This window comes from Streptomyces coelicoflavus (assembly GCF_045041415.1).
GTDB lineage: Bacteria > Actinomycetota > Actinomycetes > Streptomycetales > Streptomycetaceae > Streptomyces > Streptomyces coelicoflavus.
On record NZ_CP108218.1, the window covers coordinates 1,384,980 to 1,410,224 of the forward strand.

The 25,245-nt window shown below is 73.1% G+C and carries 26 protein-coding genes; 10 read left to right on the plus strand and 16 right to left on the minus strand.

From position 1 onward, the window contains the following. Nucleotides 1-26: 26 nt before the first annotated feature. The 4 genes from OHA99_RS06130 to OHA99_RS06145 form a co-directional block, all read right to left on the minus strand. Nucleotides 27-422, minus strand: coding sequence for a DUF4247 domain-containing protein (locus OHA99_RS06130; protein ID WP_153177205.1), 396 nt, complete (start codon nt 420-422; stop codon nt 27-29). Further along, the gene (locus OHA99_RS06135) at nt 419-925 is read right to left on the minus strand and encodes a DUF2617 family protein (protein WP_153177206.1); all 507 of its coding nucleotides are present in this window, start codon (nt 923-925) and stop codon (nt 419-421) included. The genes OHA99_RS06130 and OHA99_RS06135 overlap by 4 nt, the downstream gene beginning before the upstream one ends. Nucleotides 926-1,070: 145 nt before the next feature. After that, complete coding sequence (locus tag OHA99_RS06140) at nt 1,071-1,760, minus strand: response regulator transcription factor (protein WP_153177207.1); 690 nt, start codon at nt 1,758-1,760, stop codon at nt 1,071-1,073. 84 nt (nt 1,761-1,844) lie between these two features. Continuing rightward, complete coding sequence (locus tag OHA99_RS06145; RefSeq protein ID WP_194279874.1) at nt 1,845-3,107, minus strand: sensor histidine kinase; 1,263 nt, start codon at nt 3,105-3,107, stop codon at nt 1,845-1,847. Nucleotides 3,108-3,276: 169 nt separating this feature from the next. On the opposite strand from OHA99_RS06145, the gene OHA99_RS06150 reads away from it, so the two are divergent. Further along, entirely contained in the window at nt 3,277-3,477 is a 201-nt protein-coding gene (locus OHA99_RS06150) for a hypothetical protein (RefSeq protein WP_102929235.1), read from the plus strand. A gap of 9 nt (nt 3,478-3,486) precedes the next feature. On the opposite strand, the gene OHA99_RS06155 is transcribed toward OHA99_RS06150, so the two are convergent. Next, nucleotides 3,487-3,882 carry a ribonuclease domain-containing protein gene (locus OHA99_RS06155; RefSeq protein ID WP_153177209.1) on the minus strand — a complete coding sequence of 132 codons (396 nt, stop codon included), beginning with the start codon at nt 3,880-3,882 and terminating at the stop codon, nt 3,487-3,489. A gap of 187 nt (nt 3,883-4,069) precedes the next feature. Here OHA99_RS06155 and OHA99_RS06160 point away from each other — a divergent pair, with 187 nt between their 5' ends. Then, nucleotides 4,070-4,852 (plus strand): SDR family oxidoreductase, encoded by a 783-nt coding sequence (locus OHA99_RS06160; protein ID WP_153177210.1) that lies wholly within the window; start codon nt 4,070-4,072, stop codon nt 4,850-4,852. A gap of 116 nt (nt 4,853-4,968) precedes the next feature. On the opposite strand, the gene alc is transcribed toward OHA99_RS06160, so the two are convergent. Together alc and allB are read right to left on the minus strand one after the other, a co-directional pair. Continuing rightward, nucleotides 4,969-6,099, minus strand: a complete 1,131-nt coding sequence (gene alc, locus OHA99_RS06165) for an allantoicase (RefSeq protein WP_153177211.1) — start codon at nt 6,097-6,099, stop codon at nt 4,969-4,971. A 64-nt stretch (nt 6,100-6,163) separates the two neighbouring features. Then, nucleotides 6,164-7,501 (minus strand): allantoinase AllB, encoded by a 1,338-nt coding sequence (gene allB, locus OHA99_RS06170; RefSeq protein ID WP_405694580.1) that lies wholly within the window; start codon nt 7,499-7,501, stop codon nt 6,164-6,166. Nucleotides 7,502-7,768: 267 nt separating this feature from the next. Here allB and allR point away from each other — a divergent pair, with 267 nt between their 5' ends. Next, nucleotides 7,769-8,593 carry an allantoin degradation transcriptional regulator AllR gene (allR, locus tag OHA99_RS06175; RefSeq protein ID WP_007388130.1) on the plus strand — a complete coding sequence of 275 codons (825 nt, stop codon included), beginning with the start codon at nt 7,769-7,771 and terminating at the stop codon, nt 8,591-8,593. A 22-nt stretch (nt 8,594-8,615) separates the two neighbouring features. Here the strand turns inward: allR and OHA99_RS06180 are convergent, their stop codons facing one another. Continuing rightward, nucleotides 8,616-8,930, minus strand: a complete 315-nt coding sequence (locus OHA99_RS06180) for a DUF5955 family protein (protein WP_164382238.1) — start codon at nt 8,928-8,930, stop codon at nt 8,616-8,618. 163 nt (nt 8,931-9,093) lie between these two features. On the opposite strand from OHA99_RS06180, the gene OHA99_RS06185 reads away from it, so the two are divergent. Continuing rightward, nucleotides 9,094-9,717, plus strand: coding sequence for an NTP transferase domain-containing protein (locus OHA99_RS06185; RefSeq protein WP_405694583.1), 624 nt, complete (start codon nt 9,094-9,096; stop codon nt 9,715-9,717). Between the two features lie 184 nt (nt 9,718-9,901). Next, nucleotides 9,902-11,524, plus strand: a complete 1,623-nt coding sequence (gene aceB, locus OHA99_RS06190) for a malate synthase A (RefSeq protein ID WP_405694585.1) — start codon at nt 9,902-9,904, stop codon at nt 11,522-11,524. Between the two features lie 62 nt (nt 11,525-11,586). Here aceB and OHA99_RS06195 read toward each other — a convergent pair whose 3' ends face one another. The 3 genes from OHA99_RS06195 to OHA99_RS06205 form a co-directional block, all read right to left on the minus strand. Further along, nucleotides 11,587-12,501 carry a HipA family kinase gene (locus tag OHA99_RS06195; protein WP_153181692.1) on the minus strand — a complete coding sequence of 305 codons (915 nt, stop codon included), beginning with the start codon at nt 12,499-12,501 and terminating at the stop codon, nt 11,587-11,589. A 378-nt stretch (nt 12,502-12,879) separates the two neighbouring features. Further along, nucleotides 12,880-13,815, minus strand: coding sequence for an SDR family oxidoreductase (locus tag OHA99_RS06200; RefSeq protein ID WP_405694587.1), 936 nt, complete (start codon nt 13,813-13,815; stop codon nt 12,880-12,882). 92 nt (nt 13,816-13,907) lie between these two features. After that, nucleotides 13,908-14,540 (minus strand): NADPH-dependent F420 reductase, encoded by a 633-nt coding sequence (locus OHA99_RS06205; protein ID WP_153177216.1) that lies wholly within the window; start codon nt 14,538-14,540, stop codon nt 13,908-13,910. Nucleotides 14,541-14,719: 179 nt separating this feature from the next. Between OHA99_RS06205 and OHA99_RS06210 the strand changes: the two genes are divergently transcribed. Further along, nucleotides 14,720-15,631 carry a LysR family transcriptional regulator gene (locus OHA99_RS06210; RefSeq protein ID WP_405694589.1) on the plus strand — a complete coding sequence of 304 codons (912 nt, stop codon included), beginning with the start codon at nt 14,720-14,722 and terminating at the stop codon, nt 15,629-15,631. A 141-nt stretch (nt 15,632-15,772) separates the two neighbouring features. Here the strand turns inward: OHA99_RS06210 and OHA99_RS06215 are convergent, their stop codons facing one another. The 3 genes from OHA99_RS06215 to OHA99_RS06225 form a co-directional block, all read right to left on the minus strand. Then, nucleotides 15,773-17,464 carry an FG-GAP-like repeat-containing protein gene (locus OHA99_RS06215; protein WP_405694591.1) on the minus strand — a complete coding sequence of 564 codons (1,692 nt, stop codon included), beginning with the start codon at nt 17,462-17,464 and terminating at the stop codon, nt 15,773-15,775. 91 nt (nt 17,465-17,555) lie between these two features. Then, nucleotides 17,556-18,221, minus strand: coding sequence for a maleylpyruvate isomerase family mycothiol-dependent enzyme (locus OHA99_RS06220; protein WP_405694593.1), 666 nt, complete (start codon nt 18,219-18,221; stop codon nt 17,556-17,558). A gap of 19 nt (nt 18,222-18,240) precedes the next feature. Next, nucleotides 18,241-18,708, minus strand: coding sequence for a MarR family transcriptional regulator (locus OHA99_RS06225; protein ID WP_164382264.1), 468 nt, complete (start codon nt 18,706-18,708; stop codon nt 18,241-18,243). A 77-nt stretch (nt 18,709-18,785) separates the two neighbouring features. Here OHA99_RS06225 and OHA99_RS06230 point away from each other — a divergent pair, with 77 nt between their 5' ends. Beyond that, on the plus strand, nt 18,786-19,124 hold the full coding sequence (locus OHA99_RS06230; protein ID WP_405694595.1) for an HGxxPAAW family protein: 339 nt from the start codon (nt 18,786-18,788) through the stop codon (nt 19,122-19,124). On the opposite strand, the gene OHA99_RS06235 is transcribed toward OHA99_RS06230, so the two are convergent. After that, entirely contained in the window at nt 19,082-20,611 is a 1,530-nt protein-coding gene (locus OHA99_RS06235; RefSeq protein WP_405694597.1) for an IucA/IucC family protein, read from the minus strand. The two genes, OHA99_RS06230 and OHA99_RS06235, sit on opposite strands and share 43 nt — an antisense overlap. A gap of 134 nt (nt 20,612-20,745) precedes the next feature. Between OHA99_RS06235 and OHA99_RS06240 the strand changes: the two genes are divergently transcribed. The 3 genes from OHA99_RS06240 to OHA99_RS06250 all read left to right on the plus strand — a co-directional run bounded on the left by OHA99_RS06240 (nt 20,746) and on the right by OHA99_RS06250 (nt 24,476). Then, nucleotides 20,746-22,296 (plus strand): IucA/IucC family protein, encoded by a 1,551-nt coding sequence (locus OHA99_RS06240; protein ID WP_405694598.1) that lies wholly within the window; start codon nt 20,746-20,748, stop codon nt 22,294-22,296. A 108-nt stretch (nt 22,297-22,404) separates the two neighbouring features. After that, nucleotides 22,405-23,670, plus strand: coding sequence for a VWA domain-containing protein (locus OHA99_RS06245; protein ID WP_042825510.1), 1,266 nt, complete (start codon nt 22,405-22,407; stop codon nt 23,668-23,670). Then, nucleotides 23,670-24,476 (plus strand): hypothetical protein, encoded by an 807-nt coding sequence (locus OHA99_RS06250; protein WP_153177224.1) that lies wholly within the window; start codon nt 23,670-23,672, stop codon nt 24,474-24,476. Before OHA99_RS06245 ends, OHA99_RS06250 begins: the two co-directional genes overlap by 1 nt. Before the next feature lie 101 nt (nt 24,477-24,577). Here the strand turns inward: OHA99_RS06250 and OHA99_RS06255 are convergent, their stop codons facing one another. After that, nucleotides 24,578-25,234 carry a winged helix-turn-helix transcriptional regulator gene (locus tag OHA99_RS06255; RefSeq protein ID WP_405694600.1) on the minus strand — a complete coding sequence of 219 codons (657 nt, stop codon included), beginning with the start codon at nt 25,232-25,234 and terminating at the stop codon, nt 24,578-24,580. Nucleotides 25,235-25,245 lie beyond the last annotated feature (11 nt).

The following is a 25,245-nucleotide window of genomic DNA, read 5'->3' on the forward strand; positions in this document are numbered from 1 at the left end:
TCGTCGGGTTCGGGGCGCGCCTGGCGTCACTTGCCGGAGCCGGGGCCGCCGCCGCGGAAGCTGCTGGGGTTGGGCCAGTAGGTGAGGTGCTGGTGGTGCCGGCGGTAGCCGTTGCGGTAGTCCTCGATCTCGATCGTGCTGCCGCTCCGGTACGGCGAGACGGTCACCATGTCGTCGCCGTAGCGCAGGAACTCCTTGCCGCCGCCGGACGCCCGGTCCAGGGCGTCGCGGTGGCCGTCGATCGCGTCGGCGACCTTGACCGGGGAGCTGTTCTTGTCGAGCCACCCGCTCCCGCCGGTGGTGTACGTCTTGCCGATCCAGCTGCGCGGGACGCCGTCCTCCCCGTCGCTGGAGCAGGCGGAGAGCAGGACCGTGACCAGCACGGCCGCCACCGCCCCGCGTAGGAGTCGGGTGCTGTTCATCGAGCCTCCAGCCGGCTGTGCGTCGATACGATGTGCCCGTCCTGCGGGTAGCTGTGCCAGGTGCGCCAGGCCAGTCCCGCGCCGGACCGCTCGTCGCACGCCTCGACGACGACCGCCGTCACCGCTTCCGGAGACCCGGGGAAGACCCCGCACAGGCTGTGCTCCGCGGCGTCCGCGCGGCTCAGGGCGTCCGCGACCCGGGCGCTGAACTCCTCGGGTCCGAGGCGTTCCGTGACGGCGCTGAAGTCGTACGTCCACCCCGCCGGCCGCCGGCTGTGCGTCGTCGGCAGTCCCCTGACCGCTTCCGGCAGGCACGCCACGGTCTCCCGTACCGGGCCCGCGAAGACCTGGTGGGACGCGCCGAGCAGCCTGAGTCGTACGGCGAGCCCTCCCACGAACACCTCACGTTCGGCAAGCGCCGGCCGTTCGGTCAGGTCCAGAGAGAAGCAGAGCTGATCCGCGGCCGTATCCAGGTAAGGGGCTTGCAGAGATACGGCGTGCATGCGGCTGCGGCCCCCCGGTCCGATAGTGCTACGAGCGGCGCTGAGTATGGCACATGAGTCAGCCGTGGCCGAAAGCGGCCCCCGCGCGGTCTCGTTGCCGCGGGCGTCGGCCAACAGCCCACTGCCCCGGTCCGGAAGGAGCGCCCTAGGACTCGTCGTCCCCGTACTCGTCCAGGAGCCCCGCGTCGTGGGTCAGCAGGGCGATCTGGACCCGGTTGTCGAGGTCGAGCCTGGCCAGGATGCGGGAGACGTGTGACTTGACCGTGGCGACGCTCATGTAGAGGTGCGCCGCGATGTCGGCGTTGGCCATGCCGCGGCCGACGGCGACGGCGACCTCGCGTTCGCGGTCGTTGAGGGCGTCCACGCGTGCCCGCGCGCGTGCGTGCCGTGCCTGCCGGGCACCGGGGGCGGTACCGGCCGCCTGCTCCATCAGCCGTCTGGTGACGGCGGGCGACAGGACCGGGTCGCCGGCCGCGACCCTGCGCACCGCGTCGAGGATCTCCGCGGGCGGGGTGTCCTTGAGGACGAACCCGGCGGCGCCGGCGCGCAGGGCGCGCAGCACCTGTTCGTCCGCGTGGAAGGTGGTGAGCACGACGACCTGGGGCGCGTCCGCACGGGCGCGCAGCCGCTCGGTCGCCGTGAGGCCGTCCACGCCCGGCATCCGGATGTCCATGAGGACGACGTCCGGGCGGGTGCGTTCGACGAGGGCACCCACCTCGTCCCCGTCGGCCGCCTCCCCGACGACCTCGACGTCCTCGGCGCCGCCCAGCATGAGGGCCAGTCCGGCCCGCACGAGCGGGTCGTCGTCGACGAGGGCGAGTCTGATCGCAGTCATGGGACCTACGTAATCACGTCCGCCGGGGCCGACTTCGCCGCCCCGGCGGCGTCCCCGGGCCACGGCGGCCGCCGGCCGCCGTCTTCACTCCCCCCACGGCAGCCTGGCCCGCACTTCGAAGCCGCCCTCGGGTGTGGGCCCGTGCTCCAGGGTGCCGCCCGCCAGCGTGGCGCGCTCGGTCAGGCCGATCAGGCCCTGCCCGGAGCCGGGTACGCGGGGCACCTCGCCGCGGGGCGGCGCGTTGCGCACCGACAGGGTGAGGCCGTCGCCCGGCGCTCCGGCGGCCGAGACGGTGACCTCGGTGCCGGGGGCGTGCTTGCGCGCGTTGGTCAGCGCCTCCTGGGCGATGCGGTACGCGGTGCGGCCGACGGAGGCGGGGACCGCGCCGGGATCGGGGACGCGCTCGGCGAGGGTGACCTTCATGCCCGCCTCGCGGGACTCGGCGACCAGCGCGTCGAGCGCCGCGAGCGTCGGCTGGGGGCGGCCTCCGTCGTCGGCGTCCGCCGCCCGCAGGACGCCGATGATCTCCCGCAGGTCCTGGAGGGCCTCGTGCGCGCTCTCCCGGATGACGCCGGCCGCCCGCGCGACCTCCTCCCGGGGCGCGTCGGGCCGGAACTCCAGGGCGCCCGCGTGCACGCTGAGGAGCGTGAGCCGGTGGGCGAGGACGTCGTGCATCTCGCGGGCGATGGCCTCCCTGGCCAGCCGCTGCGCCTGCTCGGCCCGCAGCCGCGCCTCGGCCTCGGCGTGCCGGGCACGGTCGCGCAGGCTGAGCAGGAGCTGGCGCTTGGAGCGGACCAGCAGGCCCCAGCCGAGCACCGTGACGCCGAGCAGCAGGGCGATGACGAGGGAGGCGAGGAAGGGCAGCCCGGGTTCCGGGCGCATCCAGTAGTACAGGGGCGCCACGGCGAGGCTGGCGCCGCCGATCCAGGCCACGTACCGGAAGGGCCGGTGCACGGCGAGCGTGAACAGGGCGACGAGGACAGCGCCGCCCGCGGTGGCGGAGACGAGGGAGACGGGCAGCATCGCGACGGCCAGCCCGACCGGCCACCGGCGCCGGAGCCAGACGGCGGCGCAGGCCAGGGCTCCGATCACCTGGTCCGCGACGGCCATGGCCGGTGAGAGGTCCGGCTCCTGGTCCAGCACGTCGGCGGCCAGCAGGCCGATGCCGACCGCGAGCAGGAAGCAGGCGAAGTCGACGGCCCAGTCGCGTGCGGTGCGCCGGGGCCGGCCGCCGGGCCGCCGGGGCTGCGGGTACAGGTCCTCGACCAGCGCCGCCGGCAGCACCCAGCGCCGCTTCGCGAAGGCCGGGGGCACCGTGGCCTGCTTGTCACTGTTCACAGTCGACAAATCTATGCGGGACGGGTGGCCGGGACGGCCGTTCGGCAGCGGCCGTCGACCGAAGTCGCGCGACCGGCGACTTTCGGCGCGCCGGGGCCCGTGCGACGCGCCTTCCGTCGGGCAGGGCTCGCCCCGCGGCCGATGTGTGTGGGGGGACCGCGGGGCGAGAGTCGGGATCATGAAGAAACTGCTGGAGTTCCTGGGATTCGTCACCGCGCTCCAAGGCGTGATGGGCCTGGTGCACGAGTTCACCGACTGGAACGTGGGTCTGGTGCGGCGGATCGGTTTCCTCGACGGCTACGAGGTCTACGCGAGCGTGGCCCTGCTCGCCCTCGGCGGCGCGCTGTTCGCCGCCGCCGAGAGCCGCGGGTCCGCGTGAACGGTCGCCTCAGCAGCCGTAGTCGACGAGGTCGAACGACGCGTAGTGGTCGGCCGTGTAGTAGTCCTCCTGGTTCTGCTCACCGGTGACGATCCGGCGGGCGCCCCGGGTGTCGGAGCCCGGGGTGATCACCGTGTACTCGTGGTAGTACCCGGAGGACTGGCCGGGGAGGATGCCCTCCCGGTTCTGGAAGACGGTCCCGTCCTGTTCGAAGGGGAAGGGGCCGCCCTGCTCGATCAGGTCGAGCGTGTCGTGGGCCTGGGAGGGGAGGTCGCCGTAGCAGATGTCGCCGACCGCCGTGGGGGTGGCGCCGGCCGTGGTCGCGGAGACGGTGCCGCCCACGAGGAGGGCGGACAGGACTGCGGCTGCTGCGCCGAGCCGAGCGGCGCGTGGGGGGAATCGCATGACTCATGATGACGCGCGTAGACACTGGCATGTCAATGACAAGGGCGTGGAGTTTCCCGGGACGTCATATGTGTTTTCCGCGTGTTCACGACATCGACGTCGTCCCCGGTGCGGGCACCCGGCCGCCGGTCAGGTCGACGTCCGTTCACCGCCAGCACGGGCCCGGCGGCCCGGCTGGGATGGACCCATGAACACGAACACGCACACGCACACGAACCCCCTGGTCCCCGCCCCGGCTCCGCTGGCCGGCCGTACCGCGCTGGTGACCGGCGGCAGCCGAGGCATCGGCGCGGCGACCGCCCTGCGGCTGGCCCGGGAGGGCGCGGACGTGGCCCTCACCTACGTGAACGGCAAGGACGCGGCGGAGGACGTCGTACGGGCCGTCGAGGCGCTGGGGCGCCGCGCGGTGGCGCTGCGGGCCGACTCCGCCGACGCCGAGGAGGCGGCGGGGGCGGTCGAGCGGGCCGCCACGGCACTCGGCGGCGGCCTCGACGTACTGGTCAACAACGTGGGGCTCGGGCTGCTCGGCCCGCTGGAGAGCCTCTCCCCCGCCGACGTCGACCGGCTGCTGGCGGTGAACGTCCGCGGTGTCTTCCTGGCCTCCCAGGCGGCCGCGGCCCGCATGACGGAGGGCGGACGGATCATCACCGTCGGCACCTGCATGACCCAGCGGGTGCCGGGACCCGGCGGCACGCTCTACGCGATGAGCAAGTCGGCGCTGATCGGGCTGACCAAGGCCCTGGCGAGGGAGCTGGGGCCGCGCGGGATCACGGCGAACATCGTGCACCCGGGGCCGATCGACACCGACATGAACCCGGCGGACGGCCCGTACGCGGACGGACAGGCGGCCCTGACGGCGCTGGGCCGCTTCGGCACGGCGGACGAGGTGGCCTCGACGGTGGCGTACCTGGCGACCGCCTCGTACGTCACGGGCGCGGAGTACGCGGTGGACGGCGGCCACGCCGCGTAACCGCCACCGCCGCGCAACCGCCACGCAGCCACCGCCGCGCAGCCGCCACCGGCGTACGCGCGGGGCGCACCGGTGCTGTCCTACCGGTGCGCCCCGCGGGTCGGTGTGGCGGCGGGTCAGCCGCCCAGCTCCTGGTGGCGGGCCGCGAGGTGGGCCGCGCCGTCCTCGGTCAGGGTGCCGAACAGGCGCAGGCGGGAGATGCCGCCGTCGGGGAAGATGTCCACGCGCGCGTGCGTGCCGACGGCCGCCTCCGGCAGGACGAAGCGGTGGTTGGTGTCGGGCTGCATGCGGGTGCGCGGGAGCACCTCGCGCCACTCTCCCTCGTCGCCGTCCTTGACGGAGACGGAGGCCCAGCCGGCGCTGTTGCCCTTCAGGTACGCCGTGTCGATCTCGACGGCGCGGATCTGCGAGCGGTCCACCAGGCGGTACTGGATCCAGTCGTTGCCCCGGTCGCGGCGGCGGCGGGTCTCCCAGCCGTCGTCCATCTTGCGGGAGCGGCCCGGCTGGATGGTGTTGGTGGCCGGTGAGTAGAAGAGGTTGGAGGCGTCCTCGACCTGGCCGCCGTTCTCCAGGGCGACCACGTCGAAGGTGCCGAGGGCGGTGAGCCACGCCGGGTCGGGCACGACCTCGCCGTACACGCGCAGGCGGGCGATGCCCCCGTCGGGGTGCTGCTTGAGGCGCAGATGCGTGAAGCGCTGCTCGGTGGAGACGGCGAAGCCGTTGGCGGCGTGGCCCCCGACCGGGGTGCGCGGGACGAGGGTCGTCCACTTCACGTCGTCGGCGAGCAGTTCCTCCGGGGTGGGGGAGCCGGCGACCGAGGCGCCCTCGACGGAGACGGCCTGCGGGTAGTTGCCGCGGAAGTGGGCGGTGTCGACGACGATGCCGCGGATCACGCCCGGGGCGCCGAGGCGGATCAGCGCCCAGTCGTGGTCCTCCTCGGTGGGCCAGGGCTGCTCGGCGGAGGCGCCGCGGCGGCGGCGGGTCTCCCAGCCGTCCATGACCTTGCCCTTGTGCCCGAAGTGCTCGGGGTCGAACTCGGCGGGCTCAGGCACCAGCAGGTTCTCGCGCTGGGCGAAGAACTCGTCGTTGGCGGCGACGACACCCGCGCCGAGCTGCCGGTCGGCAAGGTTGGCGTACTGGGTGAAGGGCAGGTCGGCGGTGCGGTAGTCCGCGTACGGGTCGCCGCCCCCGTAGGGGTTCGCGTCGCCGGTGAAGCTGGCCAACGAGGTGTTCTGCTGGGCCGTCACGGTGATCAGGTGTTCCTTTCGGGGCTGTTCGGGGGGTACTGGGTTCAGGGAGTGTCCGGGCACGTCAGGCCCGGTCGAGGAGCTGTCCCTTCGGGTCGGTGAACGCGCCGTCCGCCACGATGCGCTCGCCGCGCAGCCAGGTGGACTTCACGACGCCGTACAGGGTCTTGCCCGCGTACGCGGTGACGCGGTTGCGGTGCTGGAGGGCGGCCGGGTCGACGGTGAAGGTCTCGTCGGGGGCGAGGACGGCGAAGTCCGCGTCGTGGCCCGCCGCGATGGCGCCCTTGCGGGTGTCCAGCCCGACCAGGGCGGCCGTGCGCGTCGACATCCAGCGCACCACGTCCTCCAGGCCGTAACCGCGCTCGCGGGCCGAGGTCCACATGGCCGGCAGGCTGAGCTGGAGGCCGGCGATGCCGCCCCAGGCGGTGGCGAAGTCGTCGGTCTTGAGGTCGGCCGTGGAGGGCGAGTGGTCGGTGACGACGCAGTCGATCGTGCCCTCCGGCAGCGCCCGCCAGAGCAGGTCCTGGTTGGCGGCCTCGCGGATCGGCGGGCAGCACTTGAACTCGCTGGCCCCGTCCGGCACCTCCTCGGCGGTGAGCGTGAGGTAGTGCGGGCAGGTCTCGACCGTGACCTTCACACCGTCGGCGCGGGCCTCGGCGATCAGCGGCAGGGCGTCGCTGGAGGACAGGTGGAGCACGTGCACGCGCGCGTTGAACCGCTTGGCCTGCGCGAGGAGGGTGGCGATCGCGGTGTCCTCGGCGTCGCGCGGGCGGCTGGCGAGGAAATGGGTGTACTTGGGGCCGCCCTGCTGCGGGGCGGCGGCCAGGTGGTGCGGGTCCTCGGCGTGCACGATCAGCAGGCCGTCGAAGGCGGCGATCTCCGCCAGGGACCGGGCGAGCTGCTCCTGGTCGAGGTGCGGGAACTCGTCCACGCCGGACGGCGAAAGGAACGCCTTGAAGCCGAAGACCCCGGCCTCGTGCAGCGGGCGCAGGTCCTTGACGTTGTCCGGCAGCGCGCCGCCCCAGAAGCCGACGTCGATGTGCGCCTTGTCGGCGGCGACCTCGCGCTTGGTGCGCAGGTTCTCGACCGTGGTGGTCGGCGGGATGGAGTTGAGCGGCATGTCGACGAGGGTGGTGATGCCGCCGGCCGCCGCGGCGCGGGTGGCGGTCCAGAAGCCCTCCCACTCGGTGCGGCCCGGGTCGTTCACGTGCACGTGGGTGTCGACCAGGCCGGGCAGGACGACGTGGTCGCCGACGTCCTCCAGCCGGGCGCCCGCCGGGACGGGGGCGTCGTACGGGAGCACGGCCGTGATCTTCTCCCCGGTGACCGCGACGGACGCGGCGCGGGTCCCCTCGGGAGTGATGACGCGCGTCGAGCGCAGCACCAGTTCAGCTTCGGACACCCGGAACCCCTTCTCTGCCTCTGCTTGTCTGCCTCTGCCGACGTCTCTGCCGTCGAAATTCAACGTTCTGTTGAAGGAGTCTTCACTCCCGCTCCGAGGCCGTCAAGAGGCACCCTTTGTGCCGGCATGCCCAATGACCCCGCTCTGGACGTTTCCACAAAGCGGAATTAGAATTCCAGCAAGCAGAACGTAGCTACGTACAAGCCGGTAGTCAACCGGGTGCCGGGTACGCTTCTTTCCTCCCGCCAGCCCCGAAAGGAACGTGCCGTGCCGACGTCCAGCGCCAGCACCACCGACTCCGCCAGGTCCGCGACCGGTGGCGTCCAGTCCCTGGAGCGCGCCTTCGACCTGCTCGAACGGATGGCGGACGCGGGGGGCGAGGTCGGCCTGAGCGAGCTCTCGGCGAGCAGCGGGCTGCCCCTGCCGACCATCCACCGCCTGATGCGCACCCTCGTGGCCTGCGGATACGTACGCCAGCAGCCCAACCGCCGCTACGCCCTCGGCCCCCGCCTGATCCGCCTCGGCGAGTCCGCGGGGCGCCTGCTCGGCACCTGGGCGCGCCCGCACCTGGCCCGCCTGGTCGAGGAGACCGGCGAGACGGCGAACATGGCCCTGCTCGACGGGGACGAGATCGTGTACGTCGCCCAGGTGCCCTCGAAGCACTCGATGCGCATGTTCACCGAGGTGGGCCGGCGGGTGCTGCCGCACTCCACGGGCGTCGGCAAGGCCCTGCTCGCGGACTTCCCGGCGGACGAGGTGCGGGCCCTGCTGGGCCGTACCGGCATGCCGGCCGCGACCGACAAGACGATCACCACGCCGGACGGCTTCATCTCGGCGCTGGAGGAGGTGCGGCGCCAGGGGTACGCGATCGACGACAACGAGCAGGAGATCGGCGTGCGCTGCCTGGCCGTCTCGGTTCCGGACTCCCCCACCGCCGCGGCCATCTCGATCTCCGGCCCCGCGGGCCGCGTCACCGAGGCCGCGACCGACCGGATCGTGCCCCTGCTCCAGCAGGTGGCGGCGGAGCTGTCGGAGGCCCTGCTGACCTCGAACGGTTCGGCGAACGGCTCGAACGGCGGCCCGGTCGCCTGAGGCCCTCCCGCCTGCGCGGCGCTCAGCGGCGCGGCGGATCCCCGAACAGTTCCACGGCGTGACGGACCTCCGTCAGCCCCGGCTTGAGGGCGCTGACGGAGCCGATCGCACCGGCTATCAGCAGCAGGGAGCGGCGCAGCCGCGGCACCTCGGGGACGCCGTGGCCCGCCATCGCGGCGAGGTCGGCCAGTTCGTCCTCGGCGATCTGGCGGTCGGGGAAATCGGCGGTCAGCAGAGCGATTTGGCGGCGCAACCGGGACACCGCGGTCCGTAGCGCCACCACCCTCACGTCCTCGTCGCCGACCGTCACGCGCCTCTGCCCCAAGCTCCGCAACACAGCCCTCCCCGCCCTCCCCCTCGCGACCCCGTCGTGCGCGGGCCAGTAAACGCCACCCCACGCCGGACGCGCCACCGCGCGGACCGAAATTCAGTCTCCGGAAAGTTTCCGGAAATGTCCCGCGCGCCAAGGCGTTTGGCGGCCCGTCAGGTATGCAGGACGCATGACGGACAACGAGGCGCAGGCAGAAGAGCAGGTGGGGGGCCCGGTGGCGGGGCTGCTGCTGGCCGCCGGGGGCGGCCGGCGGCTCGGCGGCCGCCCCAAGGCGCTACTGGAACACCGCGGACACCCACTCGTCGAACACGTGGCCGACATGATGCCTACGGCCGGCTGCGCCCGCGTGCACGTCGTCCTGGGAGCGCGCGCCGAGGAGGTACGCGCGCGGGCGGCGCTCGACGGCTGCGTCCTCGTGGACAACCCCGACTGGGAACAGGGCATGGGCTCGTCCCTGCGGGCCGGGCTCCGCTCACTGGCCGGGACCGGGGCGCGGGCGGCGCTGGTCTGCCTCGTGGACCAGCCCGGCATCGGTGCGGAGGCGATGGCCCGGGTGCGCGCCGGACACCGGGACGAGACGTCGCTGGCCTCGGCGGCGTACGCGGGCGTGCGCGGGCATCCCGTACTGCTGGGCGCCGCGCACTGGACGGGGATCGCGGCGACCGCCACCGGGGACCGGGGTGCGCGCGCCTATCTGAGGGAACACGAGGCGGAGATCGCCCTCGTCGAGTGCGGGGACGTGGCCCGGCCCTATGACATCGACACCGAGGCGGACCTGGTCCACCTTGAGTGAGGAAGGTGGCACCGAGCGCCACCTTTCCTCGACCCGGAGAATCTCGACATCAACAAACCATTGAAGTTCCACGATGAGGAAACTACTATCCACTGACCAGAAGCACTCCGCTGCACGGCGAGTGCGTAATGCCCCATACGCACCCTCTGGCACCCGGTGCCACCGCTGAAGGAAGTGACAGCTCATGTCCGCACCAGCGCCGTCCACGCTGGCCATCGTCGACGCCGAGCCCCTGCCCCGGCAGGAGGAGGTCCTCACCGATGCGGCGCTCGCCTTCGTGGCCGAGCTGCACCGGCGGTTCACGCCCCGGCGTGACGAGCTCCTCGCCCGCCGTGCCGAGCGCCGCGCCGAGATCGCCCGCACCTCCACGCTCGACTTCCTCCCGGAGACCGCCGCCGTCCGCGCGGACGACTCCTGGAAGGTGGCCCCCGCTCCGGCCGCGCTGCAGGACCGCCGCGTCGAGATCACCGGCCCCACCGACCGCAAGATGACCATCAACGCCCTCAACTCGGGCGCGAAGGTGTGGCTCGCGGACTTCGAGGACGCCTCCGCGCCGACCTGGGAGAACGTGGTCCTCGGCCAGCTCAACCTGGCCTCGGCCTACACCCGCGCCATCGACTTCACCGACGAGCGCACCGGCAAGTCGTACGCCCTGCGCCCGGACGCCGAACTGGCGACGGTCGTCATGCGTCCCCGCGGCTGGCACCTCGACGAGCGCCACCTCCAGGTGGACGGCCGCCCGGTCCCCGGCGCCCTGGTCGACTTCGGCCTGTACTTCTTCCACAACGCCCAGCGCCTGCTCGACCTCGGCAAGGGCCCGTACTTCTACCTCCCGAAGACGGAGTCCCACCTGGAGGCCCGCCTCTGGAACGAGGTGTTCGTCTTCGCGCAGGACTACGTCGGCATCCCGCAGGGCACCGTCCGCGCCACCGTCCTGATCGAGACGATCACGGCCGCGTACGAGATGGAGGAGATCCTCTACGAACTGCGCGACCACGCCTCGGGACTCAACGCCGGCCGCTGGGACTACCTGTTCTCCATCGTCAAGAACTTCCGTGACGGCGGCGCCAAGTTCGTCCTGCCGGACCGCAACGCCGTGACGATGACCGCCCCGTTCATGCGGGCGTACACCGAACTCCTCGTCCGCACCTGCCACAAGCGCGGCGCGCACGCGATCGGCGGCATGGCGGCGTTCATCCCGTCCCGCCGGGACGCGGAGGTCAACAAGGTGGCCTTCGAGAAGGTCCGCGCCGACAAGGACCGCGAGGCCGGCGACGGCTTCGACGGCTCCTGGGTCGCCCACCCCGACCTGGTCCCGATCGCCATGGAGTCCTTCGACAAGGTCCTCGGCGACAAGCCCAACCAGAAGGACCGCCTGCGCGAGGACGTCGACGTCAAGGCCGCCGACCTGATCGCCGTCGACTCGCTCGACGCCAAGCCGACGTACGCGGGTCTGGTCAACGCGGTGCAGGTCGGCGTCCGTTACATCGAGGCGTGGCTGCGCGGCCTCGGCGCGGTCGCCATCTTCAACCTGATGGAGGACGCGGCCACCGCCGAGATCTCCCGCTCGCAGATCTGGCAGTGGATCAACGCGGAGGTGGTCCTGGACAACGGCGAGCAGGTCACCGCCGACCTGGCCCGCAAGGTCGCCGCCGAGGAACTGGCCAACATCCGCGGCGAGATCGGCGAGGAGGCCTTCGCGGCCGGCAACTGGCAGCAGGCCCACGACCTGCTGCTCACGGTGTCGCTCGACGAGGACTACGCCGACTTCCTGACGCTGCCGGCGTACGAGCAGCTGAAGGGCTGAAGCCGCACGCACCCGTCTGTGCCCCTGACGCCGAGCATCGGCATCAGGGGCACGGACGTGTGTCAGCCGAGGTGGACGGACCAGTCCTGCTCGGCGGGCGGCTTGCCGTGCAGGTCGGGGACGCGCTTGAGCCAGTCGGGCCGGCCCCGCTGGGTGCGCGCCGCGCGGGCGGCGTTCTCGGCGGCGAGTTCCTCGCGGCTCGGGAAGCCGGTGGGCAGCCACGCGTGGGAGGCGCGTACGCGCGCGTGCAGGTAGTCCACGTAGGCGGCCCGCACCTTCTCCGGCGTGTCGAGGTCGCCCTCGCAGGTCAGCCAGGCCTCCGGCACCCGCCCCACCACGTCGCGCAGCAGCTCCTCCGTCACCTTCGGCGCCAGCTCGGCGTCGGCGGCCGGGACGTCGGGCGCGTAGTGGCCGAGGGCGTGGTGGCGGAAGTCGTACGCCTTCTCGGGCGGTGAGGCGCCCCAGCGGTGGTGGAAGACGAGGGCCGCACCGTGGTCGATGAGCCACAGGCGCGGGGGCACGGTGCCGAGGGTGGGCCAGACCATGAGGTTGGAGCTGTGCACGGTGCGGTCGACGTTCACGGTGAGCGCGTCCAGCCAGACGACGCGCCCGGCCTCCCGCGCGTCCACCGGGAACACCTCGGCCAGCTCGGGCGTGAAGTCGGCGCCGCCCGACAGGTAGTCCATGCCGAGGTTCAGCCCCGCGCTGGCGTGCAGCAGCTCCCGCACCTCCTGGTGCGGTTCGGCGTCCGCGATCGCCGGGTCGAAGTGCGCGAGCACCAGCTCCGGCACCCGCAGCCCCAGCTCCCGGGCCAGTTCCCCGACGATCACCTCGGCGACCAGCGCCTTGCGGCCCTGCGCGGAGCCGGTGAACTTCAGGACGTAGGTGCCCAGGTCGTCGGCCTCGACGACGGCGGGCACGGAGCCGCCGGAGCGCAGGGGTTCGACGTAGCGGGTGGCCACGACCTCTTTCAACATCGCCTCGGGCATGGGGTGAGCATATGACCGGGGGCCCTGGCCGCTGTAGCGGGTTCTCGTCGTGGCCGGTCCGCGTCCACGAGCAGGAGCCCGCGCCCGTGCTCGCCCTCCGGCGCCGCTCCCCCGACTGTCGGACACGTCGAGCCGCAGCAGCACCTCGATGTCCCGCCCCGGCACCCGCCCGTGCGTCACGGCGTTCGCCGCCGGCTCGGCGACGAGCAGCGCGGCCGTGTCGGACACCGCCGAGCCGTACGGGACGCCCCACGCGTCCAGCTGGTACAGGGCGAGGTGCCGGGCGAGTCGTCTCCCCCGCGGCCTGGACCCGCTTCCTCACGTACACGACCGACGCCTGACACCGGGACAGGACCACTCCCGCCGTCAGCCGGCGGGGAAATAGTGACCGTTGTCCATGTCGGCGAGCAGGCCCGGCTGGGCGGGTTCCCAACCGAGGGTCCTGCGGGTGATGACGTTGGACGCCGGGTAGCTCTGGGTGACGATGTTCGTGAGGAACCCGAAGTAGCCAGGCGTCATCAGCGCGTCCGCGGGAACGCTCACGGCGGGCAGGCCCAGGCGGCTCGCGAGGGCCTCGGCGATGTCGCGGAACGGGATGCCCCCGTCCCCGACTGCGTGCCAGTACTTCCCGGCCGGCCCCTTCTCCAGCGCCAGGCGGAACAGGGTGGCGGCATCACGGACGTGCACGGCGTTCCACAGGTTCGCGCCGTCGCCGTGGTAGCCGACGAAGCCCTTTTCCTTGGCGAGCGCGATCAGCGTGGGGAGGAAGCCGGCCCGATCGGTCGTGCTGTGCGCGATGTTGGCGATCCGCACGACCGAGGATCGCACCCCCTGCTCGGCGAGGTCGACGACGGCCCTTTCCACGATGTTGCGGACCCGCAAAGTCCCCTTGTGCCCCTCGCCGACGGGGAGGGCCGGGTCCTCCTCGGTGACCGGCCGCCCCGGATTCCCTGGCGAGCCTATGCTTCCCGCCGTGACCAGCGGCTTTCCGGTTCCCGCGAGTGCTTCGCCGTACGCGAGCATGATCGGGAGCTCTGCGGCGGCCACGGCGTCCATCCCGCCGGAGGGCAGCAGGTCCTGTCTGTGGGCGACGTGGACGACGCCGTCGGAGTCCGAGGCCGCCTCCTTGAGCCCGTCGAGATCCTGGAGGTCGCCGCGACGCGTCTTCGCGCCGAGGGCGGACAAGGCCGCCGCGGAGGCGTCCGACCGGGCCAGGCCGGTGACCTCGTGCCCGGCGGCGAGGAGCTCGGAGATGATGCAGGAACCGGAGTGGCCGGTCCCCCCGGCGACGAATACGCGCATTCGGCTTTCCTTGCGGGAGTGGGTGAAAGGTCCTTTCGGGCCGGCAGGCGAATGGGCGCAATGCGGCACGAGAGACGGCGGTGGGGCTGTGCTCAGCGGAGAAGAGTGATACCGAGGGAGAAATCGGTGTGCTTGACGGAGTGGTTCATGAGGCCCAACTCCACGAGGGCGACGTTCTCCAGCGCCCGCGCCATGGCCAGTCCCCCGATGTCCCAGGGGCGCAGCCCCATGCCCGCGACGAACGCCGACACACGTGCCTTCGCCTGCGCGTCGTCACCTGCGACGAACACGTCCAGCGGACGGCCCTCGGCCGGGCCGGCCGCCAGAACGTGGGAGAACACGGTGTTGAACGCCTTGACGACGTGGGCGCCCTCGGGAGCCAGCCCGGCGATCTCCTGAGCACCGGAGCTGTCTTCGGGGACGACGAGTCCTTGCAGGTCGGGGGCGACGGGGTTGGTGATGTCGACGATGATCCTGCCGCGCAGCGCGTCCCCGTACTCCCTGACGACCTCCGCGGCGCCGGCGTACGGCGCGGCAAGGATCACGATGTCCCCGGCCGGGGCGGCCCCGGCCGTGCCGACCGTGGCGCCGTCGAGCGTGGCGGCCAGTTCCTCGGCCTTGACGCGGTCGCGGCCGATGATCTCGACGGCGTTGCCGCCGGCGAGCGCCCGCCCGGCCAAGGCACGGGCCATGTTTCCCACTCCGACAATGCTGATGCCGCTCATCGGTGTTCCTGCTTTCCGGGCTTCGGCCCTGGTGTCGAATTCCGGCGTCGAATTCCGTGTCGAATTCACGCGACGCCCTCAATTTCCCTGCTCTCAGGCTGCCATCGAGCGCGAGTCGGTGTCCAAGACCTCTTCGGGTCGCGGTGATAGCCTGGAGGTATCACCGGGCTGGGGGTTCCATGGATCTGGACCTGCGCAAGCTGCGTTACTTCGTCGCCGTGGCCGACCTGCTGCATTTCGGCCGCGCCGCGGAAGTGCTGCACATCGCCCAGCCCGTGCTCAGCCGGCAGATCCGCGCGCTCGAGCAGGATCTCGGCGCCTCGCTGTTCACCAGGGACCGCCACGGAGTGGAGTTGACGGACGCGGGCCGGCAACTGCTGGCCGACGCAGGTCCGCTGCTCGCCTCGACCGACGCGGTCCGCCGCCGGGTGTCGGCGGCCGCCGGCGGCAAGCGGCGGCTGATGGTCGGTTTCCGAGCGGGCGTCGCAGTGACCCCGGCGACCCGTGCCTTTGAGGAACGGCACCCGGACGTGGTCGTGGACGTGCAGCGGATCGAGGGGGACGACCAGGCCGCGATGCTGCTCGACGGCCGCATCGACGTCGGCTATGTGCGGCTGCCCATCGACGAGTCGGGTCTGCGCGTCACCCCGCTCTACGCCGAGCCCCGGGTGGCGGTACTGCCCGCGGGGCACCGGTTCGCCGGCAAGGCGGAGGTCACCGAGGCCGACCTGGCCGGCGAACGGCTGCTCTGGCACGGTGACCCGAGCACGCAGCCCTCCAAGTACCCGTTCCCCGACGCCGGGTACCCGGTGCGCGGGGTGGACGAGACGCTCGAGCATGTCGGGGCCGGACGGGGCATCTCCTTCCTGGCCCGTTCGGCGTCCGTGTTCTACACGCATCCGGACGTCGTCTATGTGCCCATCCCGGAGCTGGTGCCCGATCAGGTGTGTCTCGCCGTGGCGGCGTCGAACACCTCGCCTGTGGTGGACGACTTCGTCACCGCGGCTCGGTCGGCCGCCGGGATCACGGCGGAATGCGGGAACTACGAGATGTGGCAGCTCGGCGGCGATGCCGCATCGAGGCACGTTTGAGCGGACCCGGTACGGAGTGCCGGGTCAACTACTCGACGGCATGGACCTCGTCGCCGACGGCGGCACCGCCGCCGCCCGAGCCGCACCACACACACCAGCCACCGTCGGCCCGGTCGGGCGTCCGCCTTCCGCGCCCGTGTGTCAGGCGATGAGCACGATGGAGTCCCAGCCGCTCGCACCCACCGTGCTGCGGGCGCCGTCGGTCGGGTTCCCGGCCGTGTCGGTCCCGCCCGCGTAGAACATCAGCGTCCCGGTGCCCGAGTCGGTGGTGGTCCACATGTCGGCGACGCCGTTGCCGTCCGCGTCGGCCGCACCGGCGAGCAGGGGGCGGGTGGTCGTGTCGTACCCGTGGCCGTACTCGGTGCGGTCGTCGAAGCCGCCGCCCGGCAGGCCGCGGTAGAGCCACAGGCGCGCGTCCCCGGTGTCCCGGGCCAGCAGGTCGGGACGGCCGTCGCCGTCGGCGTCACCGGGGGCGGTGAGGGTCATGGCGTTCCAGCCCCTGCTGCCGATCTCGACGGGTGCCCGCACGCCGGGACGTGCCGCGGGGTCGCCCGCGTACAGCCAGAGCTTGTCGTCGTAGGTGGCGACCAGGTCGGGGTGGCCGTCGCCGGTGGCGTCGCCGACGCCGACGAAGCGGGCATCGGCGGGCAGCCCGGAACGGATCACCGTGGGCGAGGTCAGGGCCCCGTTCCCGGTGTTGGGGTAGACCCGCAGTTCACCGCCCACGCGTGCGACGACATCCTCGCGACCGTCGCCGGTGAAGTCACCGCGGTGGGTCACGGAGGTGTTGAGCCAGCCGCGGGTGCCGATGACGCGGTGCCCGCCGGTGACACCGCCGTTTCCGAGGCCGTCGTAGAGCCGGAGCCGGCCGGCCGTGTCGACGGCGACCAGGTCGGGACGCCCGTCACCCGTCATGTCACCCGGGACGGGGGCGCCGCGGAAGGTGCCGATGACGGGCGCGTGGTCGGAGTAGCCGCTCGGGGGGCCGCTGGTGGGCTCGTTCGGCGTCTGGTCCATGCGGGAGGTGTCGACCGCGCAGGACACGAACCGGGTGCCGTAGGAGGGGCGGGAGACGAGGAGGTGGTCGAGCTTGTGGTACGAGTGCTGCTGGGTGTCGCTGTTCCAGCCGTGGTACGTGTTGTCGTCGATGCAGCGCTCCATGGTGGACGTCAGGGGGCGCAGGGCGGCGGCGTCGGCATTGCGGTTGAGGTCGCCGCCGAGGATGGTGTCGCCGGGCGCGTGGGCGGCCAGGAACGCCTTGACGTTCCGGACCTGTCCGGCGGCGCGGGTCTCGTCGCCGGGCAGGAGGTGGGTGGTGCACGGAGTGGTGGCCCAGCCCTGCACCTTCACGCACAGGGCGGGGAGGGTCTGCTGGTCGGCACCGGCCGGCAGGGTGTTCTCGGCGAACGTGGCGGTGACGGTGCCCTTGACGGCGATGAGGACGCCCAGTTCCCCGGTGAGCCCGCCACGGCAGTCGGTGCGGCCGTCGGGGCGCGCGCCGACCGCGTGGCGGATCGACCAGGCGCTTCCCAGTTTCTGTTGCAGCAGGTCCATGTGACTGCCGGGCGCCTGCCCGCAGACCTCCTGGAGCATCACCACGTCCGCCTGCCGCTCGGCGACCACCTGGGCGAGCTGCTCGATCTTCTGCGCCGGTTCGTTGCGGTACGGGCAGTACCCGGCCTGGCCGCGCTGCCCGCCCGCCTCCCCGCAGATGTTCCAGGAGACAACGGTCAGTTCGGGCACCGAGACCGTCGGCGGCGCGCCGTCGGCCTGGGCCTGCTGCGGAAAGAGGGCGGCGAAAAGGGCCACCGCGGCCACTGCGTATTTCCTCAAGACTGTCCCCCCTGCACTAACCCGTAGCCCACGCGGCGGACGCCCCGGGGCTGTTGATCACGGCGTAAGCGTATGACGCCGGCCGAGCCCGTCACGCCGCCCCGCAGCGGTCGCGAAGGATCTCCGTACCGTCGCCGTCGAGGTCGTCGCAGTACACCGCGCGTCCCGTCATGGCCATCACCAGCGCGATGGTGGGGCCGGACACCGCGGGCCCGGAGCCGGTCGTGAACGGGCCGTCGACCGCGGTGAGTCGCAGGCCCTCGACGCGCTTCTTGGCGACGACCACCATGTCCGAGCCCCGGTAGTACTCGGCCACCCGTGTGACGACGTCGATCGGGTAGGCGTGGCGGATGCCCAGCGGGCGCCGTATGTCCTCGGCGTGCACGAGCGTCTCGCCCAGCATGGCGACGGCGGGCAGGGGCGGCTTGGTGGTGCTCGGGACGACGCGCCGGAACCGCTCCAGCGTTTCGGTGGGATCCGCCCCCATCTGCTCGGCCAGCCGCACGGCCACCTGCTTGTCGAAGTCGAACCGGCAGCGGATCACCCCGGCCAGCCACCGCACGGTGTTGAGACTCGCGCCCGCCGTGAGGTGGGCCAGTACCTCACGCACCGTCAGGCCGGTGCAGAGCGCGGGCGTTGCCCACTGCTCGTCGGTCAGCGCATCGAGGTCGGCCGCCAGCGCCGCCCGCTGAGTGTGGATCGAGGGCCAGACGCCGGCCCCCCGGCTGCGCTCCGCGGTCACTTCCGAGTCAGTCATGCGGGAAGTCTCCTCCACCTCAACAGGATTCCTCGACGTACGTGCGGGTCAGTGCGACCGCGCGGTCCAGCCAGCCGGCGATCAGGGCGACCTCGTCCGGTGTGTGGTCCGCCAGGGAGTCGGCGAGGAGCCGGTGGTAGGGGCCGAAGACCGCTCGCACCCGCTCGGCGGCGGCCGGGACGGCGACGACGTGGACCCGGCGCCGGTCGGCGGGGTCCGGTCGGCGGTGGACGAAGCCGCCGCGCTCCAGGCGGTTGAGGATGCCGGTCACCGCACCCGTCGTGACGTGCGCCCGCGTCGCCAGCTCACCGGCGGTGACCGGGGTGTCTCCGGCCTCCGCCACGTGGGCGAAGCAGACGAGGTCGGTGAGGCTCAGGCCCAGGTTCCGGGCGAACTCCTGCTGGCCGACGAGGCTCGCGGCCACGAGGTGGTCCAGCGAGCGGGCCACGTCCGAAGTCGAGGCGGCGGGGCGGGAATTGCCCTCCATTGCGGATCCCTTAGCGTGTGAGATAAATTCCTTACTTGCTAAGGCATCGTATCTCGGCGCCACCAGGGGGCGGGCACATGAGCGGACAGCACCACGACGAGGGGCACACCATCGCGGGATGGACCGGCACGGCCCTCGGCACGATGGGAACGGTCGTCACGGGGCTCGGCCTCGTCGGCTGGCGCCCGGGGCTGTGGGTGGGCCTGTTCCTCATCGTCGCGGCTGCACTGGCCACTTGGCTTCTGCACCTGGCCGGCTGGGGCAAGGGGCCCGGCATACGTGCCATGGACCAGCGGCCCGTCGGGGCGCGCGACCTCTCCGCGCGCGAGGGCCACGCGGACTGCCTCGGGTGCCGCCTCGCGGGCCGGGGCCGTCACTCCGGCGCCTCGCACAGCGGGTTGGGCAGCGGCCGGTAGCGGGCGTCCGCGCCGTCCGCGCCGGTCCAGCGGAGCAGGAGGTTGGTCTTGGCGGGGAGGGTGGGGGCGGCGAGCAGGGCGGGGATCTCGGGGAGGTCGTGGCGGGCCAGGGCACGGCGGACGGCGGGCCAGGGGTCGAGGCCGGGGTGGTGCTCGGTGAGGGCGGCGGCGATCTCGTACAGGTGGTTGACGACCAGGCAGTAGACCAGGCGTTCCCAGCCGGCCGCCCGGGGCGTGTCCGGCAGCAGCTTGACGCCCTCCGCGTCCCGGAAGAGGGCCTGTACCGGCATTCCGCCGGCGTCGACGGCGACCAGGGTGTTCTGGAGGTGCGCCTCGAGGACCACGCCGTCGTCGTCGAAGGCGGTCAGGACGGGCGGCACGACGGCGGCGAGGTACGCCTCCCACCAGGCACCGGGAGAGGTGGTGTCCTCGAGGGGGCTGCCCGCGAAGCCCTCCACGAGGGCGGCGGCGAGCAGCGGGGTGGCGCCCGGCAGGACGCGGCCCCGCAGTCCGTCGCGGACGACGACGGCCAGTTCCTCGAAGGCGAAGTCCGCGGTGCGGTAGCCGCGGTCGGCAAGCCAGGCCGCCGGGGGGCCGATGGCGTCGAAGGCCTCGGTCACGGCGGTGTCGGTGCGGCGCAGCCTCAGCAGGTCGTGCCGCCACAGCCGCCGGATGTCGTTGGTGATGCGCACGTCGAGGCTGAACTTGAGGAAGAGGTCGGGGTCGGGGGCGTACAGCGTGCGGATCGCGGCGGTCGGCCACACGAAGAAGCCGGTCGTGCCGAGGCGCAGGAGCCGGCCGTCGGCGAAGGCCGGGGCGAGGGTGCCCGCGGCCAGGTCGAGCTGCCAGGGGTGGGCCGGGAGCACCCGGTAGCCGGGCGGGGCCACGGCCAGGGCGTCCAGGGCCGCGGTGTCGCCCTCGTCGACGACCGTGTCCTCGCGCGCGGCGAGCAGCGTCAGCGGGAAACGGGCGTGGGCCTCGGGCGCGTACGGCAGCCAGCCCGCCTGCGGGCCGCCGCCGCGGGCCTTGGGGGCGGGGTGGTGGGTGTGGCCGGTGACGAGGGCCTGCTCGGAGCGCAGGTACGGGTCCGCGGGCGGGGTGGCCCGTGCGCGTACCGTCAGCAGCGCGGCGACCGCGTCCCGGCTGTCGGTCATCTCGATGGGCAGTTCGTGGTTGGGCAGGCCGGTGTGGCGGCGCAGTTCCTCGGCGACGAGCTTCACCAGTTCGGTGTGGCCGACCGGGTGCCAGCCGCCCACCGCCGTGCCGACCTCGGCCCCGGCGGGGCGGCGGCCGGGGCGGACCCGCAGCAGTCTGCCGCCGGGCAGCCGGTAGACCGGGCGGGGGCCCGGGTCCGGCAGGGGTTCGGCCACCTCGCGCAGCAGGCAGTTGAGCAGCGGCACCGCCGCGTAGGCGTCGGCGCGTTCGGCCGCGCTCTGCGGGGCGGCGTCGGCGCCGATGTGCGGGGGGAGGAAATCCACGCGTTCCACTCGTTCCCTACGGTCTGTCCATGGCGGAGAGGCGGAGACGATCAGTATGTCTGGCGTCGTCGCTGTGCCGTGTCGTGCCGTGTCCTCCCAGTCGTATCCGACTCGTACCCGACTCGTACCCGAGGAGCCCGCCCGTGCATCGTTCTTCCACCGCCGAGGCCGGGGTCGCCCGCGAACTGGCGGCCGTGCGTTCCGGCCTGCTCCCGGGCCTCACCGCCGAGCTGCCCGGCGCCCGCGCGGCCGTGCTGACCCGGCTGTGGCGTGCCCTCGCCTTCGAACCGCTGCCGTGGATCGAGGGGCGGGAGCGGTCCGGGGACGGGCTCGTCCTGCGCCTGAGGGACGGACGCCGGCTGACCGGTCCGGCCGCCGACCCGTACCGCACGGACGCGTACGTCGCGGTCGTACGGCTGGACGAGGCCGCGTACGACGACCCGGAGCGGCTGATGACCGACCTCGCCGTACCGCACTCGGCGGAGTTCGCCGCCGAACTCGGGCACAGCGCGGCGTCGTTGGCGTTGTCGCGGGCGGCGCAGCCCAGGACGGCGGCGGCCGGGGCAGCGGGGGCGCGGGAAGATCACCCGGACGAGTGGCCGGACGACGCGTGGCCGGACAGCGACTGGAGCTGGGAGCGGCGGGTCGTCGACGGGCATCCGTACCACCCCGGCTGCCGTGCGCGGCCGGGCTTCTCGGTGGCGGAGCAGCTCGCGTACGGGCCCGAGCACGGGCCGGTGGTGGGCCTTGGCCTGGTGCCGGTCCCGGCGGCGGAGTGCCTGGTGACGGGGGTGTGGCCGGGGGAGCTGCGGGACGGGGCCCGGCTGCTGGTCCCGGTGCATCCGTGGCAGGCCGCGCATGTGCTCAGGACGCCCTGCGTGCCGGGTCCGGCCGCTCATCCGCTGATGTCCCTGCGGACCCTCGCCGTGCCGGGACCGGTGCACGTCAAGACGGCGCTGAGTGCTCGGCTGACGTCCTCGGTGCGGGACATCTCGGTCGCCTCTGTCGCCGCTTCGGCGGACCTGTCGTCGTTCGGGGAGGCGCTGGCGGCCCGCATGGACGGCCTGCTCCACGTGACCCGCACGCTGGGCGCGGCCACCGCCCACTCCCCCGACCTGGCCGCCGTCCTGCGCGAGTCGCCGCGGGTGTACGCCGCCCCGGGCGAGCACGTCGTCCCGGTGGCCGCTCTCGCGACCACCGAACTTCCCTACTCGCCCGCGTGGTTGGCGTCCTTCGCCCGGCTCGCCCTCGTCGTCGGGCTGCGCGCGCTGGAGCTGGGCGTGGCTCTGGAGGCGCACGGCCAGAACCTCCTCGTCGTGCTGTCCCCCACGGGCGAGCCGCTGCGCCTGGTCTACCGCGACCTGGCCGACATCCGTGTCTCCCCGTCCCGGCTGGCCCGGCACGGCATCGCCGTGTCCGGCCTTCCCGCCCGGGTACTCACCGACGAACCCGCGGCGCTGCGCCGGAAGTTGTTCGGCTCGCTGGTGGGCGGCGCACTGGCCGCGACGGCCGGCTCGGGACCGGCGCTGCGGAAGGCCCTGGAGGCGGTGCTGCCCGAACTTCCGCGCACCGAGGACCTCGTGGCCCTGCGCGAGGAGCCGCTGCCGGTGAAGGCGCTGACGCTGATGCGGACTTCACCGGCGGGGCCGGGTGATCTGTGGGCAGAGCTGCCCAATCCCCTGCGGGGCGGGTGAAGTCGCAGCGTCGGGGCGGGTGAAGTCTCGCCGCCGTGGCGGGTGAAGTCGAGGCATCGGCACGGTCTCGTTTTGGAACGCGGCGCCCCTGATCAATAGGATCCGCCGATGATCACAAGAACACGGCTGGCGGCGGGTGCCTGTGCCCTGCTCGCCGCGCTGGCGGCGGGGATGGCGTTCCCGGCCGGGGCGGTCGCCGGTGAACCCACGGGTGAGGACGCGCCGAAGGTCGACCTCGTGCTCGACGTCAGCGGTTCGATGCGGACGCGGGACATCGACGGCGGCACGCGCATGGCCGCGGCGAAGCAGGCGTTCAACGAGGTGCTCGACGCGACGCCGGAAGAGGTGCAACTGGGCATCCGCACGCTGGGTGCCGACTACCCCGGCGACGACCGGAAGACCGGCTGCAAGGACACCGCGCAGCTCTACCCGGTGGGCCCGCTGGACCGCACCGAGGCGAAGACGGCGGTGGCGACCCTCTCGCCCACCGGCTGGACGCCGATCGGCCCCGCGCTGCTGAAGGCGGCCGACGACCTCGAGGGCGGCAACGGCTCCAAGCGCATCGTGCTGATCAGCGACGGCGAGGACACCTGCGCCCCGCTCGACCCGTGCGAGGTGGCCCGCGAGATCTCCGCCAAGGGCATCGGGGTCACGATCGACACCCTGGGCCTGGTCCCCAACACGAAGCTGCGCAAGCAGCTCAGCTGCATCGCCGAGGCGACCGGCGGCACGTACACCTCGGTCGAGCACACCGACGAACTGACCGACAAGGTCAACCAGTTGGTGGACCGCGCGGCCGACCCGGTGGTGACGCCGGTGGCCACCGAGGGTGCGGACGCGTGCGCGAAGGCGCCGACGCTCAAGTCGGGGCTGTACACCGACCGCGAGGAGTTCGGGCAGCAGCGCTGGTACCGCGTGGACGTGGAGCCGGGCCAGGAACTGCGCGCCTCCGTGAGCGTGGGCGCCGACCGGGCCGTGAACCCGTCCTACGGGGTGCTGCTGCGCGCGGTGACCGTGCACGGCCGGGAGATCGTGCGCGGCGAGGCGGCGGGCAACGGCCGTACCGACGTGCTCTCGACGGGTCTGCGCTACCCGAAGGCGGAGAGTGACGAGGAGGACGCCCCGGCCGAGGCCGTGTGCCTCCAGGTCACCAACTCCTTCTCGGTGGCCTCCGGTGTGAAGACCACGCCGGGTCTGCCGCTGGAGCTCACCGTCGACGTCGTGGACGGTCCGGGCGACTCCGACGACGTGGCCGCCTTCGGCCTCGGGCGCGGCTGGTGGCTGCTCGGCCTGCTGGTGCTGGTCGGCTTCGTCGCCGGTCTGCTGTGGGGCTGGCTCTCGCGCTGGCGGTTCGCGGTCTGGAGGACCAACTGATGCGTTTCACCCGAGCGTTGACCGCGGCCTTCGTGCTGCTCGGCCTCGCCGCGGCGCCCGCGGCGGCCGACTCCTCGCCTTCCGCGAGTCCGTCCGAGGGCGGTGACGCGCCGACCTCGGCGGGGACGTCCTTCCGTACGGCGGCCGAGTTCGAGCAGGGACAGGTCGCCACGGCCGACGGCGCCGCCGGCGACTACCTGTACTGGTCGTTCCCCGCCGACGCGGAACAGCGTCCCACCGTGAAGGCCACGGTGAAGCTGCCCGAGACGCACGCCGCCCAGACCTGGCGGATCGACGTGTACGACGGGCTGCGCCGCCGCCAGGCCTGCCAGTGGGGCGCCCAGACCCGCACCGCGGACGCGGGCACCTCCTCCCTGGAGCTGGCCTGCGTCCTGCGCACCGTGCGCGCCTGGTCCGAGCCGTGGGCCAACGACCCGCTGCCGGGCACGTACTACCTCCGGCTGACGGCGGTGAACGTGCCGGCCTCCGACCTCGGCGTGCCGGTCTCCGCCGAGGTCCGGGTGGAGTCGAAGGACGTCGGCGGCGCCGCGGCGGTGGACGGTTCGCTGGCCGAGCCGCTGGTGCCGGGCATCGCGGTGACGTCCGGTGCCGACCAGGGCGACGAGGACGAGAAGAGCGCCGTCCTGTCCGCCATCGAGCCGGAGGACGGCTGGTCGTCGGGCTGGTGGTCGGACCGCTGGGTGTGGAGCGGGATCGGGGCCGTGCTGGCCGCGCTCGCGGGCATCGGCGGTTACGCGCTGACCCGCGGTTCGGGACGGCCGTCCCGGGTGCCGCCGGGCGCCTGACCTCTCCGACCTCTCCGACCTCTCCTCAGAAGGCCCGCCCGCGGCGGGCCTTCTGCCGTTTCACCCTCCCGCAGCGCTCTTCAGCCCTCCCGCAGCGCCTTTCACCCCTCCCGCAGCGCCTTGGCCGCCGGACCGTCGCCGGTGACCTCGACGCGGCCGTCGCGCACCGCGTCCCGCAGGCCGGTCTCGCCGCGCCCGAGGGCCACGCACGTCACCGCGTCCAGCACGAGCCGGGCGTCGGGTTCCCCGGGCGCGGGCCCGTCGCCGTACACGGGACCGCCCGCACCGTGCGCACGGTCGTCGGCGTACAGGTGGAAGTCGCCCTCCTCCAGCCGCACTTCGACCAGTCCCTCCGCCGCCCCGGCCGCCCGCAGGGCCCGCAGCAGCGGCAGCGCGAACCAGTGCGCCCGTACGGCGTCCGTGGGCCGCCGCTCCCCCAGCTCGCCCGCGCCCCACGCGCCGAGCGCCTCCAGCACGGGCAGCAGACCGCGTCCCCGCGCGGTGAGTTCGTAGACGTACGCCGCGCCGGGCGGGGGCAGCCGGCGCCTGGTCGTCAGCCCGTCGCGCTCCATGTCCTTGAGCCGCGAGGCGAGTACGTCCGTGCTGACGCCGGGGAGGTCGGCGTGCAGGTCGGTGTAGCGCCTCGGACCGGCGAGCAGCTCCCGGACGATCAGCAGGGTCCAGCGGTCGCCGACGGCGTCGAGGGCGCGGGCGGCGGAACAGTACTGGTCGTAGCTACGGCGAGGACGTGGTGACATGCGACGCAGTG